19 protein-coding genes are annotated in these 19,163 nt (G+C 72.9%); 9 read left to right on the forward strand and 10 right to left on the reverse strand.

Annotated elements, in window-relative coordinates; genetic code table 11:
* Positions 1–128: 128 nt before the first annotated feature.
* From ACSMXX_RS24020 to ACSMXX_RS24030, 3 genes are all read right to left on the reverse strand, one after another.
* Positions 129–1,055 (reverse strand): hypothetical protein, encoded by a 927-nt coding sequence (locus tag ACSMXX_RS24020; RefSeq protein WP_473180769.1) that lies wholly within the window; start codon positions 1,053–1,055, stop codon positions 129–131.
* Between the two features lie 160 nt (positions 1,056–1,215).
* Complete coding sequence (locus tag ACSMXX_RS24025; protein ID WP_473180770.1) at positions 1,216–2,208, reverse strand: N-acetylmuramoyl-L-alanine amidase; 993 nt, start codon at positions 2,206–2,208, stop codon at positions 1,216–1,218.
* Between the two features lie 10 nt (positions 2,209–2,218).
* A complete protein-coding gene (locus ACSMXX_RS24030) occupies positions 2,219–2,920 on the reverse strand; it encodes a class I SAM-dependent methyltransferase (RefSeq protein WP_473180771.1) in 702 nt (233 codons plus the stop codon).
* A gap of 325 nt (positions 2,921–3,245) precedes the next feature.
* On the opposite strand from ACSMXX_RS24030, the gene ACSMXX_RS24035 reads away from it, so the two are divergent.
* Complete coding sequence (locus tag ACSMXX_RS24035; protein ID WP_473184934.1) at positions 3,246–3,926, forward strand: molybdopterin-dependent oxidoreductase; 681 nt, start codon at positions 3,246–3,248, stop codon at positions 3,924–3,926.
* A 109-nt stretch (positions 3,927–4,035) separates the two neighbouring features.
* Complete coding sequence (locus ACSMXX_RS24040) at positions 4,036–4,659, forward strand: cytochrome b/b6 domain-containing protein (RefSeq protein ID WP_473184935.1); 624 nt, start codon at positions 4,036–4,038, stop codon at positions 4,657–4,659.
* A 94-nt stretch (positions 4,660–4,753) separates the two neighbouring features.
* On the opposite strand, the gene ACSMXX_RS24045 is transcribed toward ACSMXX_RS24040, so the two are convergent.
* On the reverse strand, positions 4,754–5,503 hold the full coding sequence (locus tag ACSMXX_RS24045) for a class I SAM-dependent methyltransferase (RefSeq protein WP_473180772.1): 750 nt from the start codon (positions 5,501–5,503) through the stop codon (positions 4,754–4,756).
* 181 nt (positions 5,504–5,684) lie between these two features.
* Here ACSMXX_RS24045 and ACSMXX_RS24050 point away from each other — a divergent pair, with 181 nt between their 5' ends.
* Complete coding sequence (locus ACSMXX_RS24050; RefSeq protein WP_473180773.1) at positions 5,685–6,266, forward strand: acyl-CoA-like ligand-binding transcription factor; 582 nt, start codon at positions 5,685–5,687, stop codon at positions 6,264–6,266.
* A 111-nt stretch (positions 6,267–6,377) separates the two neighbouring features.
* Positions 6,378–8,021 (forward strand): MFS transporter, encoded by a 1,644-nt coding sequence (locus ACSMXX_RS24055; protein ID WP_473180774.1) that lies wholly within the window; start codon positions 6,378–6,380, stop codon positions 8,019–8,021.
* A 44-nt stretch (positions 8,022–8,065) separates the two neighbouring features.
* Here ACSMXX_RS24055 and ACSMXX_RS24060 read toward each other — a convergent pair whose 3' ends face one another.
* Positions 8,066–8,878, reverse strand: coding sequence for an SAM-dependent methyltransferase (locus ACSMXX_RS24060; RefSeq protein ID WP_473184936.1), 813 nt, complete (start codon positions 8,876–8,878; stop codon positions 8,066–8,068).
* Between the two features lie 267 nt (positions 8,879–9,145).
* Between ACSMXX_RS24060 and ACSMXX_RS24065 the strand changes: the two genes are divergently transcribed.
* Entirely contained in the window at positions 9,146–10,060 is a 915-nt protein-coding gene (locus ACSMXX_RS24065) for a MaoC/PaaZ C-terminal domain-containing protein (RefSeq protein ID WP_473180775.1), read from the forward strand.
* 113 nt (positions 10,061–10,173) lie between these two features.
* Here ACSMXX_RS24065 and ACSMXX_RS24070 read toward each other — a convergent pair whose 3' ends face one another.
* Both ACSMXX_RS24070 and ACSMXX_RS24075 read right to left on the reverse strand, forming a co-directional pair.
* The gene (locus ACSMXX_RS24070; RefSeq protein WP_473180776.1) at positions 10,174–10,329 is read right to left on the reverse strand and encodes a hypothetical protein; all 156 of its coding nucleotides are present in this window, start codon (positions 10,327–10,329) and stop codon (positions 10,174–10,176) included.
* Positions 10,330–10,409: 80 nt separating this feature from the next.
* Positions 10,410–12,200, reverse strand: coding sequence for a hypothetical protein (locus ACSMXX_RS24075; protein ID WP_473180777.1), 1,791 nt, complete (start codon positions 12,198–12,200; stop codon positions 10,410–10,412).
* A 262-nt stretch (positions 12,201–12,462) separates the two neighbouring features.
* Between ACSMXX_RS24075 and ACSMXX_RS24080 the strand changes: the two genes are divergently transcribed.
* The 3 genes from ACSMXX_RS24080 to ACSMXX_RS24090 are packed head-to-tail and all read left to right on the forward strand — an operon-like array spanning position 12,463 to position 15,376.
* Positions 12,463–13,386 carry a Nif3-like dinuclear metal center hexameric protein gene (locus tag ACSMXX_RS24080; protein WP_473180778.1) on the forward strand — a complete coding sequence of 308 codons (924 nt, stop codon included), beginning with the start codon at positions 12,463–12,465 and terminating at the stop codon, positions 13,384–13,386.
* Positions 13,383–14,126, forward strand: coding sequence for a zinc ribbon domain-containing protein (locus tag ACSMXX_RS24085; RefSeq protein WP_473184937.1), 744 nt, complete (start codon positions 13,383–13,385; stop codon positions 14,124–14,126). Before ACSMXX_RS24080 ends, ACSMXX_RS24085 begins: the two co-directional genes overlap by 4 nt.
* Positions 14,126–15,376, forward strand: a complete 1,251-nt coding sequence (locus ACSMXX_RS24090) for a bifunctional RNase H/acid phosphatase (protein WP_473184938.1) — start codon at positions 14,126–14,128, stop codon at positions 15,374–15,376. Before ACSMXX_RS24085 ends, ACSMXX_RS24090 begins: the two co-directional genes overlap by 1 nt.
* Positions 15,377–15,512: 136 nt before the next feature.
* Here ACSMXX_RS24090 and eda read toward each other — a convergent pair whose 3' ends face one another.
* The 3 genes from eda to ACSMXX_RS24105 all read right to left on the reverse strand — a co-directional run bounded on the left by eda (position 15,513) and on the right by ACSMXX_RS24105 (position 17,658).
* Positions 15,513–16,169: a bifunctional 4-hydroxy-2-oxoglutarate aldolase/2-dehydro-3-deoxy-phosphogluconate aldolase gene (eda, locus tag ACSMXX_RS24095; protein WP_473180779.1), complete on the reverse strand. Its 657-nt coding sequence runs from the start codon at positions 16,167–16,169 to the stop codon at positions 15,513–15,515.
* A gap of 178 nt (positions 16,170–16,347) precedes the next feature.
* Positions 16,348–17,148 (reverse strand): peroxide stress protein YaaA, encoded by an 801-nt coding sequence (yaaA, locus tag ACSMXX_RS24100; protein WP_473180780.1) that lies wholly within the window; start codon positions 17,146–17,148, stop codon positions 16,348–16,350.
* A gap of 243 nt (positions 17,149–17,391) precedes the next feature.
* Positions 17,392–17,658, reverse strand: coding sequence for a hypothetical protein (locus ACSMXX_RS24105; protein ID WP_473180781.1), 267 nt, complete (start codon positions 17,656–17,658; stop codon positions 17,392–17,394).
* 218 nt (positions 17,659–17,876) lie between these two features.
* On the opposite strand from ACSMXX_RS24105, the gene ACSMXX_RS24110 reads away from it, so the two are divergent.
* Positions 17,877–19,157 (forward strand): PP2C family protein-serine/threonine phosphatase, encoded by a 1,281-nt coding sequence (locus ACSMXX_RS24110; RefSeq protein WP_473180782.1) that lies wholly within the window; start codon positions 17,877–17,879, stop codon positions 19,155–19,157.
* Positions 19,158–19,163 lie beyond the last annotated feature (6 nt).

The raw sequence follows: 19,163 nt of genomic DNA on the forward strand, positions 1-19,163 counted from the left end.
GCTGCAGAGTGAGGACTTCCAGGGCCTGTTTGACGGCGCGAACCCGGCGGGAGCCGCGCCGGGACAACGGAACGGCCCCTCTCCCCGGGCCGGCCGGGAGGAGGGGCCGTTTTCGTAAAGGCAGGGACTCAGCCGCGCTGGATGCCCGAGGTGTCCTGCAGGACGCCGCGGCGACCGTCCTGGGTCTGGGCGATGAGCGCCTGACCGCGCTGCTCCACGGCCAAGTACCAGGTACCGGGGGCCAGTTCGGCCACGGGCTGGGGAGCGCCGTCCTCGCCGAAGAGCGGCCGGGTGACCGGCACGGCGAACCAGAACGGCTGGAAGTTCGGGTCCGGGGCGCCCCCGCCTGCCGCCGGGCCTCCGGGCTGTGCCTGCTGAGCGCCGGGCTGCCCCGGCGCTCCCCCCTGCGCCGGGCCGGGCTGCCCCGGATGTCCCTGCTGCGGTCCGCCGGGGTAGCCGTAACCGCCCTGCGGCTGGCCGCCGTACGGGCCCGGCTGGCCCGGCTGGCCCGGCTGAGGCCCACCCGGGTAACCGTAGGCGCCCTGCTGCGGCGCGCCGTACGGAGCGGGCTTGGGAGCAGGGAGCAGCGGGGCCTTCAGCGCGGCGAGCGTCGTGCTCAGGGCGCCGGCCGCCGCCAGCGCGAGGGCGAGGACGAGAGTGAGGTAAGCACCGGCGGCCAGCGTCCAGTTCTCGTTCGGATCGGCGGCGGCACCCGGCGTATCCAGGGTCGGGATGAGGACAGCGACCAGCGACCAGATGCCGGCCCAGCCGACGACCAGGCAGAGCACCATCCCCCACTGGTCCAGGGCCAGCCCCAGCAGCTTCCGGCCTTCCGGCAGCAGACGGGCGGCGACGAACAGCGCCGCGGCGACGAGACCGAGCAGATGCACGGTCGGCAGCATCGGAAGCGTGACGCGCGACCAGGCGGACACGCTGCAGGAATCGACGGGGCAGTCTCCGTCGAAGTCGAAGAACGGGAAGAAGGAAGCGATCAGCAGCAGCAGCGCTGCCCCGATCACCGCGCCATCGCCTCGTGTGAGCGAGCGGATGTTCACTTAGCGTCCTTAGTAGGTTTCATACGGTCTGTGGTCTCTGCCGGGGTAGCACCCCATCGTACGGATGGGTCCAGTGACCGCCCCGGCGGGGCGACTTCAGCGCAGGATGGTGGTCCAGGGGTGCTTCGGGGGTGCTTTCGGCGGCGTCTTCGCGGTGCCTTCAGGGCTTCTTCGCGAGGAATCCCGCGATACCTTCCACCACGCCGCGCGCGGCGCGGTCACGCCATTTCCGGTCGGTCAGATCGGCGGCGTCCTGCGGGTCGCGCATGTTGCCGCACTCCAGGAAGACCTTGGGTACGCGGGTGAGGTTGAGCCCGCCCAAGTCGCCGCGTGTGTCGGTGCCTTCGCCGTCCCCGGCGTAGGCGGCGGGCTTCGATCCCGTGAACTCGCGGAAGGTGTCGGCCAGTTCACGACCCAGGTTGCGCGAAGGGCCGGCTATGGCCCTGGTGTCGGCCTTCCCCTCGTTCACCGACTCCGGGAGGATCACATGGAAGCCCCGTGCGCCGGACGGTGCTCCGTCGGCGTGCAGTGAGACGACGGCGTCGGCGTCCGCCCGGTTGCCCGCCTCGGCACGGGCGTTCACGCACGGCCCCCACGGCCTGCGCCCCTGGTGCGTCAGCTCCACCGTCGCGCCGCGCTCGCGCAGACCGGCCCGTACGCGGCGGGCCAGATCGAGCGTGAATTCCGCCTCGGAGTAGCCGGAGGCGGTGGCCGTACCGGTGGTGTCGCACGCCTTGCGGCCGGTGCCGATGTTCACGCTGCGGCTGATCTCGGCGGTGTGACGGCGGTTGTTGGGGTTGTGGCCCGGGTCGAGGACGACGGTCATGCCGGCCAGGCTCTTGCCGCCGCGTCCGTCCTGCGAACCGCTCCCACCGGCCGGATCGCCCCCGGACGCCCCGGAACCGGAATCCTCCCGCGAGTCGTCCGGCAGCGGCACCAGCGTCGGCCCGGGCTTCCCCGCCCCTGCCGACTGGTCAGCGGACTGCCACACCAGCCAGCCCGCGAACGACGTCGGTATCAGCACCCCCAGTGTGATCAGCAGGCGCATGCCCAGCCGGCGGGACCGCCGCGGCTCCGGGGACCACCGGGTGCCGGCACCGGGGCCGGTTCCGGAGTGAGACGGATCGGGCGGGGTGGGGCTTCCGTTGGACACGTCCAGGATGCTAGCCGCCCGATCCGACCGCTGCGTCCGTACGTCGCAGAACCCGCAGCGACCTCGTCGCCGAAACCTCCCTGAACGCACCGGAATCGAGCGCCCGCCGGTAGATGCGGTAAGGCGCCTGACCACCGTCGGCCGGGTCCGGGAAGACGTCGTGCACCACCAGCAGCCCGCCGCGCGTGAGATGCGGCACCCAGCCTTCGTAGTCGGCGGTGGCGTGCTCGTCCGTATGGCCGCCGTCGATGAAGACGAGGCCCAGCGGACGGCCCCACAGCGCGGCGGCGCGCGGCGAGCGGCCGACGACGGCGACGACGTGCTCCTCCAGGCCTGCCGCCTGCAGCGTGCGGCGGAACGCGGGGAGGGTGTCCATCAGGCCGGTGTGCGGGTCGACCACGTCCGGGTCGTGGTATTCCCAGCCCGGCTGCTGCTCCTCGCTGCCGCGGTGGTGGTCGACGGTTACGGCGGTGACTCCGGCGGCGCGTGCGGCGTCGGCGAGGAGGAGCGTGGAGCGGCCGCAGTAGGTGCCGACCTCCAGCAGCGGCAGCCCGAGCCGCGCGGCCTCGGCGGCCGCCGCGTACAAGGCCAGGCCCTCGTCGGCCGGCATGAAGCCCTTCGCCGCTTCGAACGCGGCGAACGTCTCCGGGGCCGGTGCCGGGGCCTGCGCCGGGGCACGGGGCGGCTGCGGCTCCGCGGGGGGCTGGCTCATGCGGTTCGGGCTCCTTCGGGGGCGGGAGACGGCGGTGTGACGTGGCAGTTCATGCTGCCTCACGGCTGCCGGGCGCCCTTGCGCGGGCCCGGCGGGCGGGGCGGGACCGGGCGGGGGCGGCAGATGACGGAAGTCTGACGGTCCTACGGGGGCACTGGCGCCGCGCGGCCCGCAGTGCTCGAATCGTGCTGTGGAGACAGCCGATTCAGCCCACACCGGCGGCGACGCCGGCTCTGCCGGAGGCCCCGGAAGCCCCGGCACCGCCGATGCCCCCGTCCCGCCCGGCACGTCCGCCGACGGCGAGGGCTCCCCGGTCGGCCGGCGCCTGGTGCTCGGCATGCTCGGGCTGGGCGCGGCGGGGCTGGTCACCGCGCCGTACGTGCAACGCGGCACGGAGAGCGTCCTGAGCGCCGTGTCCGGCAAGGACCCGACCGGCGTGACGGGCCTGCTGCCCAACGGGGGCGGATTCCGCTACTACTCGGTGGCCACCTCCGTTCCGCGCCGCGGGCCTCGCGACTACGAACTCACCGTCGGCGGCCTCGTCGAACGCCCCGCCCGCTACGGCCTCGAGGAGCTGCGCGGAATGCCGCAGCACCGCATCGTGCGCGACGTGCAGTGCGTGACGGGCTGGCGCGTGCCGAGCACGCCTTTCGAAGGCGTACGCCTCTCCCACGTCCTCGATCTGGCCGGTGTGCGTCCGGAGGCCACCGCCGTCCGTTTCACCTGTTTCGACGGGATCTACAGCGAGAGCCTGACGCTGAAGCAGGCGCGGCGTGACGACGTACTGATCGCGCTGGGCATGCAGGACAAGCCCGTAAGCCACCAACACGGCGGCCCGGTACGGCTGTACGTCGCACCGATGTACTTCTACAAGTCGGCGAAGTGGCTCTCGGGCATCGAGCTCACCCGCGAAGTGGAGCCCGGCTACTGGGAGAAGCGCGGCTACGCCGTGGACGGCTGGGTCGGCAGCTCGAACGGACGTGACGATGCTCCGACAGCCGCCTGACGGGCAGACCCCCGCGGTCTCGAACCCGGCCTCGAACCCGGCCTCGAACCCTGCCTCGACCGCGCCTCCGAACCCTGCCTCGACCGGTACGGGGGCTCCGTCCCCGGACGTGCTGCGCTTCACGCGGGCCGTGCGCTGGTGCCACCGCACCACCAGCCTCCTCATGGCCGTGTGCGTGGGCACCGCCCTCTGCCTCTACGTACCCGGGCTCGCTCAACTCGCCGGACGCCGCGCCCTCATGGTGACCCTGCACGAATGGTCCGGGCTGCTGCTGCCCGCGCCGGTGCTGGCAGGTCTGGCCTCGCGCGCGCTGCGCGCCGATCTGCGCCGCCTCAACCGGTTCGGACCGCACGACCGGCGCTGGCTGCGGCGGGCCCGGCGCGCCCGCCGCCCGTACCCGCCGGTGGGCGAGGACTGGGGCCGGGACGCTGGCAAGTTCAACGCCGGGCAGAAGGTCTTCGCCGCCTGGACCGCGGGCGCCGTACTGGTGATGGCGGGGACCGGGCTGCTCATGTGGTTCACCGGGCTCGCGCCGCTGCAGTGGCGTACGAGTGCGACGTTCGTCCACGACTGGCTCGCTCTGGCCATCGGCGCCGTACTCGCCGCGCACGTGGCGATGGCGGTGGCACACCCCGAGGCCCGCCGGGCCATGCGCACCGGCAGGGCCGACCGCGCGTGGGCGCGCCGCGAACACGCGCTCTGGGAGCCGGCGGACGAGCGCGAGAGCAAGTGACGCGGGGAGCAAGCGACGCCAGAGCAAGTGACCGGGCAGCGGAGCGCGCGGTCCGCGTCGACGGGAACCCACGAGTGGCTTGCTCGGGAGAGCGTCAGCTTCGTGCTGCGTGGAGATACCAGACGGGCAGCAGGATGCGTCCCTGCTCGTCGGTGTCGAGCCTGTCCGGGTTGAGTGGAGCGCCCGTCTCCTGGAAGGCGGGCTGGCTGAACAGACGCCCGGCGGTTTCACGGGTGAAGGAACTGGTGTAATTCGCGGGCGTGATGCTCGTGATGTCCCAGTGCTGCCCCAGATTGGCGCGCAAGTCGTCCTGGCTGACGGAGAACAGCGACTTCTCGGGTTCGGCGTCGGAGAAGCAGAACAGGTGCAGATGCGCGCCTGGCTTGGCGACGCGATGCAGGGCCGCGCTGTACTCACGTCGCTGCTCGTCGCCGAGGCAGTGATAGAGCGCGCTGTCCAGGATCGTGTCGAACCGCTGCTCGAGGCCGTCCAGCCGGGTCGCGTCCGCCTCCACGAAGTGGGGGTCCAGCCCACGGTCCCGTGCACGCTGCCGTGCCAGCTTGAGCGCGGTCGGTGCGCCGTCGAACCCGGTTACCTGATAGCCGCGTTTGGTGAGGAACAGCGAGTTGTCACCCGTACCGCATCCGGCGTCGAGTACCTCGCCGCGGATCTGCCCGTCACGTTCCAGTCCGACCAGCACCGGCTGCGGCTCTCCGATGTCCCACGGGACGCAGCCACCGAAGTCCACCGGCGGGCCTGCGAGTGGCCGTTCGCCCCGATAGAACGCGTCGAAATCGGCGTCCTCGACAGAAACGGTCTGACCCTGTCGTCGCTCCTCAGTCACGTGAACCCCTTCTTCTCTGGACGGCTGCCGAAGTCTGCGGCTGCCGCCGCCTCGTCCTCGGGATGCGCTGGTGTGCAGATCAGTGATCTGCCTCTCAGAGGAAAACGCCACTGAGTGCCATTTGTCAATCGGGAGGCTAGCCTGTTGATTTGCGAACGCGGTCCCATCCAGAGGGGGGTTCATGAGCCTGCGGGAACGCAAGAAGGCGCTGACGCGGGCGTCCATCGAGGACACCGGCCTGCGGTTGTTCGTCGACCGCGGGTACGAGGCCACGACGATCGACGGCATCTGCGACGCCGTCCTCATCTCGCGCCGGACGTTCTTCCGTTATTTCTCCTCCAAGGAAGACGTCGTGCTCGCCGGTTCGAGAGAGGGGCTCGGCCGCGCCGCCGAGCAGCTGCGCCGACGGCCACCCGGAGAGTCGCTGCACGAGTCGCTGTCCGCGCCCCTCAGCGAAGCCGCGGCGTTCTTCGAGAGCGACCGCGACACGCAGCTCATCAGGACCCGTCTGCTCGCCCGCACACCCGCCCTGGCCGGCAGCTACCTCAGGGTGCTGACCGACTTCGAGCACTTGCTCCGCGGCTTCCTCGCGGAACGCTGCGAAGACCACCCCGACAGTCCCCGCGTCCGGCTCGTGGCCGCCGCAACCGTGACCGCCTTGAGAGTCGCGGTCGAGAGCTGGACCGACAGCAGCGGAACCATCGCACTGGAGCCACTCGCCCGCCGCAATCTCGACCAACTCCTCACCGGCTGCCGCCTCTAGCCGCTGACAGAGCCGGCCGGGAGCCCGGCTCGCAACGACGCGGTCCGTCACCGTCCTCGTCGCCGCGTTATCCGGTGGGCGTCCGTGCGGGTACCTGCGAGCATGTCGGCGATGACAGACAAGGTCCCCTCCGTGCCCGACGGCGACTCGGCCGCCGTCCCCGACGCCGGGCCCGTCCCCGGCTCCGGCGCCGGACCGGCCGCCGCCGGCGACGGCTCAGGCGCCCCCGTACGACTGTGGGCGGTGGTACTCGCCGCCTGCGCCGGGCAGTTCCTCGTGGTGCTCGACGTCTCGGTGGTCAACGTCGCGCTGCCGTCCATGCGGACCGACCTGGGCATGGACGCCGCCGGACTGCAGTGGGTCCTCAACGGCTACACCCTGGCCTTCGCGGGGCTGATGCTGCTGGGCGGACGGGCAGCCGACATCTTCGGCCGGAAGCGGACGTTCCTGCTGGGGCTCGCGCTGTTCACCGCGGCCAGCCTCCTCGGCGGCCTCGCGCAGCAGCCGTGGCACCTGCTGGCGGCCCGTGCGCTGCAGGGCACGGGAGCCGCCGTGCTGGCACCGGCCACGCTGACGATCCTCACCACGGCCTTTCCGCCCGGCCGCGCCCGTACGCGCGCGATCGCCACATGGAGCGCCGTCGGCGCGGGCGGGGGAGCGGCGGGCGGCCTCGTCGGCGGCGTGCTGACCGACGCGCTGTCGTGGCGCTGGGTGCTGCTGATCAACGTCCCCGTGGGCGCCGTCGTGCTGCTGGCCGCCGCCGTGTGGGTCTCGGAGGGCCGGGACGCGCGGGCCGGGCGCCGCCTGGACCTCCCGGGTGCGCTGCTCGTCACGCTGGGGCTGGGGACACTGGCCTGGGGCATCGTACGGACGGAGGCCGTGGGCTGGACGGCGCCGTCCGTGCTGTGGCCGCTGGCGGCGGGCCTGGCTCTGCTCGCGGTGTTCATCGCGGTCGAGGCGCGTACGAAGGCACCGCTGGTGCCGCTGCGGCTCTTCCGCAGCAGAGCCGTCTCGGCGGCCAACGGGGCGATGTTCGTCTGCGGCGGTGCCCTGTTCTGCATGTGGTATTTCATGTCGCTCTACATGCAGAACGTGCTGCACTACACGCCGCTGGAGGCCGGGCTCGGGTTCATTCCGCAGTCGCTGAGCATCGTGCTCGGATCGAAGGCCGCACCGCGGCTGATGGTGCGGTTCGGGGCACGGAACGTTGCCCTGGCGGGGGTGGTGCTGGCAGGCGCCGGCTGCCTGTGGCAGAGCGGGATGCACGCGGGCGGCGGCTTCCTGGCGACCGTCACGGGCCCGGGCGTGCTGATGGCGCTCGGCGGTGGCATCGCGGGCACGCCGCTGGCGTCGGTGGCCATGTCGGGAGTGGCGCACGGAGATGCGGGACTGGTCTCCGGGCTGTTCAACACGGCGCGGACGATGGGTGGTTCACTCGGCCTCGCGGTGTTCTCCACCATCGCCGCAGCCCGTATCGGGGATGCCGCCGATCCCCGGACGCTGGCATCCGGTTACGGGCTGGCCTTCCTCAGCGCCGCCGCCGCCCTCGTGCTGTGCGCGGCGCTCGTGCTGTTCGTCCTCCCGCGCTCCGGCCGTGAGGGCACGGTGGGAGAGGGGGAAGCGGACGCGGACAAGGACGGGGAGACGGACAAGGACGGGGAGACGGACAAGGACGGGGACGGGGACGCGGACCGGGACGACGGTACGGCCGCCGGCACCGGGAGTCCCAGGCCGATGGTCCGCGGCGAGAGCTGACGCGCCGCTCCCGGTCCCGGCCCCGGTCCCCGCCTCGTGCGTGCTCACGGCTTGCGGCCGACGCCCCCGTACGCCGCCGCTTCCGGGACGTCGTCCTCGCCGACGTCGGGACGCCACAGGTTGATGCGCACCACGCCCGGCGGCACGAGTTCCAGCCCCTCGTAGTAGGCGCGGATCTGCTCCGGCGAACGCAGCACGTAGGGCACGGCACCGGAGTCGTTGTAGTCGTCCTGCGCCGCGTTGGTGTCCGGGTTCTCATCGATGCCGTCGTTGTGGGAGAGGTAACTCCCGGACGGCAGCTCGGACATGAGACCGCGGATGATCCCGCAGGCCTCCGCGTGGTTTCCGATGTGGCCGAGGACTCCGCTGAGGATGAGCGCGACCGGTCTGGACAGGTCGAGGGTCTCCCGGGCACCGGCGATCACCGTCGCCGGATCCCGCAGATCGGCCTCGATGTACGACGTCCTGCCCTCCGGTGAGCTGGTGAGCAGCGCATTCGCGTGTACGAGGACCAGCGGGTCGTTGTCGACGTAGACGATGCGGGCGTCCGGGGCCTCCCGCTGTGCGACCTCGTGCGTGTTGTCGACGGTGGGCAGGCCCGTACCGACGTCGAGGAACTGCCGCACGCCGGCCTCGGCGGCCAGGAAGCGGATGGTGCGGACGAGGAAGTAGCGGGAGGCGCGGGCGAGTTCGTCGATGCCGGGGAAGGCCTGACGGTACTGCTCGCCCGCCTCGCGGTCGGCCACGTAGTTGTCCTTGCCGCCGAGCCAGTAGTTCCAGATGCGCGCCGAGTGCGGAACGCTCGTATCGATCTCACCGCCGGCGTGCTGGCCGGCCTTTCCGTTCAGGTCCAAGATTTCCCCCTGGCTGCTCTGCGGGCCGGTTCGCCGACGACTGCCGAACGACTGCCGGACGCCTGCCGCTTTCCTCGGCGCACCCGGTCGCCCCGACGTGTCCGGTCCCCCCGACGTTTCCGAATCCCTCCGGACACCGAAGTCTTCACCCTGCGGCGCCGGTTGTGTAGAGGCCGTGCCGGCGGTGCGGGTCCGGGCCGCGGCCGGGCGGCACGGCCCGGACCCGCGACCCCTGGCTATCCTCCGCAGGTGGGAAGGAGCTGAGGAGCGATGCCGATCGACGTGGAGCGGGCGCTGTCCGCCGGGCCCAGCAGCACGCGGATCACCTGGGAACACAAGGACGTTCAGCTGTACCACCTCGGACTCGGGGCGGGTGTTCCCGCGACGGACCCGCGAGAGCTGCGCTACACGCTGGAGAGCCGGCTCCACGTGCTGCCGAGCTTCGCCACCGTGGCGGGCGGGGGGACGGGAGTGGTCGGGGGGCTGGCGGCGCCCGGTGTCGACGTGGATCTCGCCGCCGTGCTGCACGGCGGTCAGAGCGTCGAGACGCACCGGCCCCTTCCGGCCGCGGGAAGCGCGACGCAGACCTCTTCCGTCACCGCCGTGTACGACAAGGGCAAGGCCGCCGTCATCGTGCTGCGTTCCGAAGCAGCCGACGACGACGGCCCGTTGTGGACTTCACGAGCGGAGATGTTCGTGAAAGGCGAGGGCGGCTTCGGCGGCGAACGGGGGCCGTCGGCCGAGTCCGGGCCGCCCGCACGGACCCCCGACCGGGAGGTCCGCCGCGGCATCCGGGAGGACCAGGCGCTGCTCTACCGTCTCTCCGGCGACTGGAATCCGCTGCACGCCGACCCGGAGTTCGCGGCGCTCGCGGGCTTCGACAGGCCGATCCTGCACGGCCTCTGCTCGTACGGAATGGTGCTGAAGGCCGTGGTCGACACCGTGCTCGGCGGGGACGTGACCCGGGTGGGGAGTTACCGCACACGCTTCGCCGGTGTCGTCTTCCCCGGCGAGACGCTGCGCGTACGGATGTGGACCGAGCCCGCCGACGGGCAGGGCGACCGGGGCGGGGAAGGGGAAGGGGACGTGGCGGCGGGAGAGCCGGGGCGCGTGCTGCTGTCCGTCACCGCCGTCGAACGGGACGACGCCCCCGTGCTGACCGGCGCCGTCGTCACACACTCCTGACGCCGCCCGCAGCAGCGTCGCCCCTGCGGCGTGTGCCCGGCCGCGAACTCCCTTGCGAGCAGGAGGCGTTCGCCTCATGTGACCGTCAGGCGCGGTGTCCAGGGGCCGCGTTGCTACTCCGGCTCGCTCTGCTGCGGCGGACGCCGGTGACGCCCCTTGGAGTGCTGCCCGGACTCCTCCCCGCCGGGCGCGGCCTGCCCTCTGTGCTTGCCTGAGCCGCTCGACGCCTGACTGCTTCGCGTTTCGGTCCCGGCCTGGGTCTCGGACATCGCGGGTAACTCCGTGGATCACATTGCTGCTTGGTACCCGGTCAGAGTCTCACGAAGGGTACTTGGCGAACTCGGCCTGCTCACGCCGTCCTCGCGCGGACGACGGCGTCATGGAGCGCTGTGGCGAGCGGGGCGTCCTGGAGCGGCACCGGCTTGCGCCGTACGCATGGCTCCGTGACGGCGACAGGCGAGCCGGCAGACGGGCCTGCGGACTGGCCCACTGACGGACCTGCGGACGGGCCGGCAGGCGGGCCTGCGGACGGGGAAGGAACGGCAGTCGTGGGCGCTTCACCGGCCGGCTGCGCCCCCGCGGCTCCGGGATCTCCGCCGGGGCCGGCCACCCCAACGTCCCGCGCCACCGGCGCCGGTGCCGGCAGCCGCATCGGCGCATCCCTCGGCGATGCCTCCCGCATCGGCGCATCCCGCATCGGCGGAAGCTCCGGGGGCAGCGCTCCGGGCGGCAACGCCCTTGCCGCCGCGCCCTGTCCGGACGGCGGGACGGCAGGGGAGCCGCCTTCGGCGGGCGGAGCCTCTTCGCCACGGACGGCCTCGCGGGCCTCCCGCTGTGCAGCCTCGGAGGCCGCCCCCGGAGCGGAGCCGGACCCCTCGGCCGGCCCCTCCGCATGCGAACCGCCGACATCACTGTTGCCCCCCGGACCGCCCGGAGCAGCGTCCGAGGCTCCGCCCGAAGCAGCGCCCGGAAGACCGCCCGGAGAACCGCCCGTGCCCGTCTCCGCGGTCGGGCCCGACCGCACGCTCACGCTCAAGTCCACGCCCGCGCCCAGGCTTTCGCCCGTCCCGGTGCCGGCGACGGTCGCTCCTGCCTCGACGTCCGGGCTCCTGCCCCGCATCCGCAGCCGCGCCAGCCCGCACGGCGCATGCGCGGTCGCGCAGGGCAGCCGGAGTTCGCCCTCGCGCGTCCACACTCCCTTGCCCGGCAGCCAGCCGCCGGGAGCCCGGAAGCGCCGCAACTCCTTCTGCATCGGCCGCCACACGCCCAGCCACGCACCGCCCGCGCGCGCACCGGTCGTCTGCCCGTGCAGCGCCACAGCACAGCTCTCGGGCAGCAGCATCTGCCCCGGCTGCACGGCGAAGGGCGTGAGCATCGCCCCCTCGGGATGCAGGGATTCCGGGAAGCGGACGGGCCGGTGGGACCCCAGCACCCCCCAGCCCAGGCGGAATTCGCCGGGCGCGTCCGACCGTACGATCAGCAGGCCGCTGTCCGCGTCGGCAAGCAGCAGGCGGTCGTCGCTCTCGTCGGTGATCTGAAGCAGCGGGCTGACCTCGCCTCCGCGGCCCAGGTCGACGGCGACCGTCTTGGTGCGGCCGGTGCCGCCGGTGTCCGTACGGTCGACGGCGAGCAGCCGGCCCTCGCGGTCCAGCCAGGCACCGCCCGCGCAGCGGCCCGGCACCTCGGCGACCAGTTGGGGCACCCCTTCACTGCTGCCGGCGACCAGCCACACGCCTGTGGTGTGCTCGCCGGCCGTGAGCGCGTACGCGCGCCGTCCGCACGGGGCGGGAGGCAGCAGCGTGAGCCGCTCGGACTCGACCGCGCCCAGGCAGAGTTCACCCGTGCCGGGACCCGTCGGGTAGAGCAGGGCGAGCTTGTGTGCGCCGCCTTCGCGGCGGGCGATCAAGACCCTTCCGTCGGTCAGCGGCAGCACCTGGCTGCCGGTCTCCTCGGGGCGGGCACCGGGCAGCGGGACCGCATACGGCTCGGGGCCGTCCAGGGTCCAGCGCTCCGGGAACCAGCCGTCCTCCGCGGACGCGTTGAGCCGGGCCGCATAGGCGCCGTCGGCTGCGATCGTGAACGTGGAGTGCCTTGCCGTCCGGCTGTCCGTGACGATGCTCTCGGGGGCACAGGCAGTCATGGGTCGATCACCTCCAGTGAGGAACCTAGGTGTCGTACTGCCGCCCGAACAATCGGAGTTCGGACCCTTCACGCGGATGAGTGGCGGATGTGCGAATTGCCTGCGCGACCTGTCGGGCGTGTGCTGCGCACGCTGTTCGGCGCGGCTGTGACGGGGTTCGCGCGCTCCGGTGGCCGCGTGCCCGTCACCCGTGGCGGGCCGCCGTCGCCCGGTGGGACGGTGACCGGACGGCCGGGCGGAGGCGGAAGGTAGCCTTTCCCGCGTGCCAGCACTCTCCGAAGTCATCGCCGCGCTCGACGGTCTCTGGCCGCGCGAGCGGGCCGAGCAGTGGGACGCCGTCGGCACCGTCTGCGGTGACGTCGGCAGCCCGGAGGCCCAGGCCGACCGGGTCCTCTTCGCCGTCGACCCCGTCCAGGAGATCGCCTACGAGGCCGTCGAGCTGGGCGCCCAACTGCTCGTCACGCACCACCCGCTGTATCTGCGGGGCACGACGACCGTCGCCGCCGACACCTTCAAGGGCCGCGTCGTCCACACGCTGATCCGGCACGGCGTCGCCCTGCACGTCGCGCACACCAACGCCGACACCGCCGACCCCGGCGTCTCCGACGCCCTCGCCGGCGCGCTCGACCTGCGCGTGCTGCGCCCTCTCGTGCCGGACGACACGGACACCGCGGGCCGCCGCGGACTGGGCCGCATCTGCGAACCGCCGCGCCCCATGCGGCTGTCGGAGCTGACGGAGTGGGCCGCGGACCGGCTGCCCGTCACGGCGCAGGGCATCCGCGCCGCCGGCGACCCGGACCGCATGATCCGCACTGTCGCCGTCTGCGGAGGCTCCGGGGACGGGCTCTTCGAGGAGGTGCGCGCGGCGGGCGCCGACGCCTATCTGACGGCCGACCTGCGCCACCACCCTGCCTCCGAGGCCCGTGAGCACTCGCCGATCGCGCTGCTGGACGCCGCGCACTTCGCCACGGAGTGGCCGTGGTGCGAGCAGGCCGCCGCACAGCTCGACGAGATCTCCGACCGCCACGGCTGGGGCCTGCGTACGCACGTCTCGCGCACGGTCACCGACCCCTGGACCGCACACGCGGCATCGCACGGCGCCGTCGCCCCTGCCGCCGCTTCCGGCGGCCCCTCCGATTCCGACCGCAGCGCCTCCAACGACATCACCACGGGAGCCCCCAACTGAACGCCGCGCCCGCCGATCAGATCCGACTGCTGGACGTCCAGGCCCTGGACACCCGACTCACGCAGCTCGCACACAAGCGCAAGAACCTGCCGGAGCACGAAGAGATCCAGTCGCTGGAGGCGGACCTCCTCCAGGTCCGCGATCTGCTAGTCGCCTCCCGTACGGAGGAGAGCGACACCGCACGCGAGCAGACCAAGGCCGAATCCGACGTCGACCAGGTGCGGCAGCGTGCAGCGCGCGACCAGAAGCGGCTCGACTCCGGTCAGGTCACCAACCCGAAGGACCTGGAGAACCTGCAGAGCGAGATCGCCTCCCTCGCCAGGCGTCAGGGAGACCTGGAGGACGTCGTCCTGGAGGTCATGGAGCGGCACGAGGCGGCCGCCGAGCGGGCGGCCGAGCTGGCACAGCGCGTCGAAGCCGTGGAGGCCAAGACCGAGGACGCCGTCGCACGGCGCGACGCGGCGCTGCAGGAGATCGACGCCGAGGCGGGCGCCGTCCGCGGGGAACGCGACACGGCGGCCGGGGCGGTGCCCGCGGATCTGCTGAAGCTGTACGAGAAGATCCGCGAGCAGCAAGGCGGCGTCGGAGCGGCCCGGCTCTTCCAGCGGCGTTGCGAAGGCTGCCAGTTGGAGTTGAACATCACTGAGCTCAATGAAGTCCGCCAAGCCCCGGAGGACACCGTGCTGCGGTGCGAGAACTGCCGCCGGGTCCTGGTCCGTACGCCCGAGTCCGGGCTCTGATGGCGGGCGGGGCCGGCAGGCGCGGAGGCCGCACCTTCGTCGTCGAGGCGGACGGAGGCTCGCGCGGCAACCCGGGGCCCGCCGGTTACGGCGCGGTCGTACGGGACGCGGACAGTGGCGAAGTCCTGCGGGAGACGGCCCAGTTCATCGGTGTGGCCACCAACAACGTCGCCGAGTACAAGGGACTGATCGCGGGCCTGAGCGCGGCGTACGAACTGGATCCGCACGCCGCTGTGCGGGTGCGCATGGACTCCAAGCTCGTCGTGGAGCAGATGTCCGGCCGCTGGAAGATCAAGCACCCGGACATGCGGCCGCTCGCCGCCGAGGCGCAGCGGATCTTCCCGCCGGGCGCTGTGCAGGACTACGAGTGGATTCCCCGCGCGGAGAACAAGCACGCGGACCGGCTCGCCAACGAGGCCATGGACGCGGGCAAGCGGGGCGAGGAGTGGTCTGCCGGCGCCTCGACGGCGGAGCTGGACGCCGCGGACGAGAAGGCAAGGGGCGGCGGAGCGGAAGGGGCGCCGATACCGGGCGCCCCCGCCGTGTCCGGTGCGGGCGAGACGGGCGCGGGCGGCGGCAGCGCGTCCGAGGAGTCCGCTCCGCACAGCGGCTGGGGCCCGGACCTCGGGCCGCCCACCACCTTCGTACTGCTGCGGCACGGCGAGACGCCGCTCACGCCCGAGAAGCGCTTCTCCGGCAGCGGCGGCACCGACCCGCAGCTCTCCACGGGCGGCTGGCGCCAGGCGTACGCGGCGGCCGGGGCGCTGGCCGCACGCGGGACGCTCCAGGCCGTGGTCAGCTCCCCGATGCGCCGCTGCCAGGAGACCGCGTCCGCCGTCGCGGAACGCACCGGGCTGAAGGTCCGCGTCGACGACGGCCTGCGCGAGGCCGACTTCGGCGCCTGGGAGGGCCTCACCTTCGCCGAGGTGCGCGAACGCTTCCCGGACGACCTGGAGAAGTGGCTGGGGTCCACCGAGGCGCGGCCGACCGGCGGCGGTGAGAGCTTCGCGACGGTCGCGGAACGCGTCGCCGTGACGCGGGACAGGCTGCTGGCCCGCTACTCCGGCAGGACGGTGCTGCTCGTCACGCACGTCACGCCGGTCAAGACGCTTGTACGGCTGGCCCTCGAAGCGCCGCCCAGCGCGCTGTTCCGCATGGAGCTGTCGGCGGCCTGCCTCTCGGCGATCGCCTACTACTCCGACGGCAACGCGTCGCTGCGGCTGCTCAACGACACCGGGCACCTCCGCTGAGCGGTCGCGCCGTGGCGGTGGGCGCGAGCGGAGCCGGTGCCGGCACCGGTGTCGGTGTCGCACGGGTGCGCGCTGTGGCCGCCGTGCGAGCGGTGCCCTGCGCCGCCGGTGGCGCCGGTGGCCGGGTGCGGCTCCGTCAGTCGCGCAGCGCGGCGGCGCCCCGCGCGAGGCGCTGGATGCGGGGCCAGTCCCGCGCGGCCAGCGCCTCGGCCGGCACCATCCAACTGCCGCCCACACAGCCGACGTTGGGCAGCGTCAGATAGCTCCCGGCCCGGGCCTCGTCGATGCCGCCGGTGGGGCAGAACCGGGCCTGGGGGAGGGGCGAGGCGAGTGCCTTGAGGTATGCGGTGCCGCCGGCCGCCTCCGCCGGGAAGAACTTCATCTCGCTCACGCCGCGCTCCAGCAGCGCGACCACCTCCGACGCCGTCGAGACCCCGGGCAGCGCGGGCACTCCGCTGCCGAGCATCGCCTCCAGCGTGCGCTCCGTCCAGCCGGGGCTGACGAGGAAGCGGGCCCCGGCGTCCACCGCGTCCTCCGCCTGACCGGGCGTGAGTACGGTGCCCGCGCCGGCGACCGCCTCCGGCACCTCCGCGGTGATCGCCCGGATCGCCTCGCCGGCCGCGGCCGTACGCAGCGTGATCTCGACGACGGGCAGCCCGCCCGCGACCAGGGCACGGGCGAGGGGCACGGCGTCCGCGGCATTCTCCAGCACGACGACGGGGATCACGGGCGCCATGTCGAGCAGCGAGGGGGCGGGCGACGGCGACGGTGAGGCGGGGGGAGCGGGAGCCATGTGCGCATCCTCCCCCCAGCACACCGCAGGCCGCAACGCACGTTGCGCGCAGTGCAACGCACCCTTGAACCGAACGCCCCGGTCACGGCGCCTTCTTCGCCGGGCGGTGCCCCGAGGGGCAACCGCGCGGGGCCGCGCGGTCCAGGGGGAAGCCACGTTCCGCTGGACCGCCTGAGGCTCAAAGCTCCGAGACCACCACGTCCAGCGCCAGCGGCTTCCCCGGCTTCCGGCCGGTCTCGGGCTCCTCCACCGCGTAACCCAGCCCGCGCAGCGCCTTCACCAGCGCCGCGGGGCCGGAGGGGGACCGACCCTCCTCCAGCAGGGAGCGTACGATCCGGCCCTTCGTCGCCTTGTTGAAGTGGCTGACCACGGTCCGCTTCTCGACGCCGTTCACCATGGCCGACTGCAGCACACGTACCGTGACGGTGCGTTCGGCCAGCTCGCCCGTGGGCTTCCACATCTGTGCGTACGCCGTCGAACGCAGGTCGAGCAACGGGCCCGTGCCGGCCGCCTCAGGCAGTACGGCCGCCAGCGGCTCCCGCCAGTGCGCACCGAGCGCGCCGATCCCGGGCAGGCGTACCCCGCCCGAGCAGCGGTACGAGGGGATGCGGTCCTTGATCCCGACCGCGCCCCAGAGGCCCGAGAAGACCAGCAGCGACTTCGCGGCCCGCCGCTTCGCCGCGGGGCTGAGCGTGGCCAGGCCGAGGGCGTCGTAGAGGACTCCGGTGTAGATCTCACCTGCGGGGCGCGCGGGTGCCGAGCGCAGCCGGGCGTTCCTGGCCACCTCGCCGCGCAGCCCCTCGCTGAGGCCCAGCACGTCGCGCGCCTTCTCCTCGTCCGCCGAGCAGAGCCCCACGAGCTCCTCCAGCACCGCCTCGCGTGCGGGTGCCAGCCCCGGCAGCGACATCCCGTCCGGATCGAAGGGGCGTCCCCGGCCGCCGTCGGTCTTTCCCTCGGACGGTGGCAGCAGCACGAGCACGGCGGATCTCCTCGGCGGATACGAAGGGCGGATACGAAGGGCGGATACGGAGGCGGAACGACGGAGAGACGACCGCGACCGACGGCGGACCGGCCGCGGAACGGCCGCAAGGCGACCGCGTAACGACGCCAAGCAGCGTATGGGGTACGGGGACTTCGCGGGCACACGGGGCGTGCGTGAGGTGTCCGTGCGCGAGACGCGTGCGCCGAGGCGGTGCGGACAGTGCGGGGGACGGCAGGGCCGCTACGCGTTCCCCTCCCGTTCCGCCACGCCCGCTGCCGCTTCCCGCATCCGCTCCCGCGACCAGCCGGTCACCTCGGCGATCGCCGCCTCGCCCTCGCTGCCGCCGTCGCGCAACGCCTGCGCCACCACCGCCTCCAGGTCAGTGCGGGCGGCGTCGAGGGCGGCGGCGGCCTCGCGGTAGCGCTGTGTCGCGAGTTCGATGGCAGCGGTGTCGAAGCTCATGCCGTCCATGGTGGCAGGCCGCCCTTCGCGGTCCGTCCGGCTCACGCGGTGGTGGCGTCCTCACGCGGTGCTCCTGTGACCAGGTCCGGAGACCGTGCTGGCGGCTCCCGGTGCCGGGGGTGCAGCCTGGAGAGGGAGACCACCGGCGTGCCGAGCAGAAGAGCCGAACCGACGGATCCGGAACGTACGGGAGGCGAGTCGTCCCCGTCCTCCCCGGGTACCCGTCGACATCGTTCGCGTCGGCGGCCGAAGGAGGATGTGCGATGAGCAGGGCATCCGGCCGGGCCCAGATGCTGGGTGAGCTCCTCTCGGCCAGCCATCTGAGCACGCTGACGGAGGTGCCCCGGGTCGTGAGCGAGCAGGCCAGGCGCTTCGGCTGGTCGGAGGTGCTTCTCTACATCTGCGATCTCCAGCAGACCGTCCTGACGCTGATGACCGGCGAGGGTGTCGACGGCGGCAGGATGACCGGCGACCTCCCCGCCGAGATCCAGATCGAAGGCACGGCGCCGGGGCGTGCCTTCCAGCTCGGCGAGATCCTCCCCACGTCCGCGAGCGGCGACCAGTGGTGGGTGCCCGTGCTGAACGGCACCGAGCGGATCGGGCTGCTGCGGGTCACGACCTCCGGCTCGGCGGAGTCCTGCATGCAGGAGATGCGGGAGCTGGCCGGCCTGGTCGCCCTGCTGCTGGTGACCAAGCGCGGCACCAGCGACGCGTACGCCCGTCTGGTGCGGCGGCGCCGCATGAACGTCGCCGCGGAGATGGAGTGGCGCCTGATGCCGCCGCGCACCTTCGCGACGGACAGGGTCGTCGTAAGCGCGCTGATGGAGCCCGCGTACGAGGTCAGCGGGGACGCCTTCGACTACGCCTTCGCCGGCGACATCGCCCACCTGTGCATCATCGACGCCATGGGCCATGACACCGCGGCCGGCCTGACCGCGAATCTCGCCGTGGCCGCCTGCCGCAACCAGCGCCGTCAGGGCAGCGGACTGGTAGAGACGGCGAAGGGAATGGAGAGAGAGCTCATCGACCAGTTCGAGGACAGCCGCTACGCCACCGGCGTCCTCGCCGACCTGGACGTGGGCACCGGGCGGCTCTCCTGGATCAGCCGCGGCCACTACCCGCCGGTCGTCATCCGCGGCGGCCGCTTCGCCGTCCAGCTGGAGTGTGATCCGGCACCTCCGATGGGGGCCGGTCTCGACATCGTGCCGAGGCTGTGCCGCGAGCAACTGGAGCCCGGCGACCGGCTGTTGCTCTACACCGACGGGATCACGGAGGCCCGCAACCCCGATGGCGAGGAGTTCGGCCTCGACCGGTTCACGGACTTCCTCATCAGGCACCACGCGGACGGGCTGCCCGTGCCCGAGACGCTCCGCCGCCTGATCCGCCACCACCTCGACTACCACCGGGGGCGGCTGAGCGACGACGCCACGGTGCTGGTCCTGGAGTGGCACGGCCCCGCGCCGTACCCGCCTGGGCAGGCCGAGGCGCTGGTCGGCCTGCCGGCAGGGAGCGCGCCGTCGCGGATGGAGCGGCCGACGAGCTGAGGTAGT

This window comes from Streptomyces sp. DSM 116795 (genome assembly GCF_055792905.1).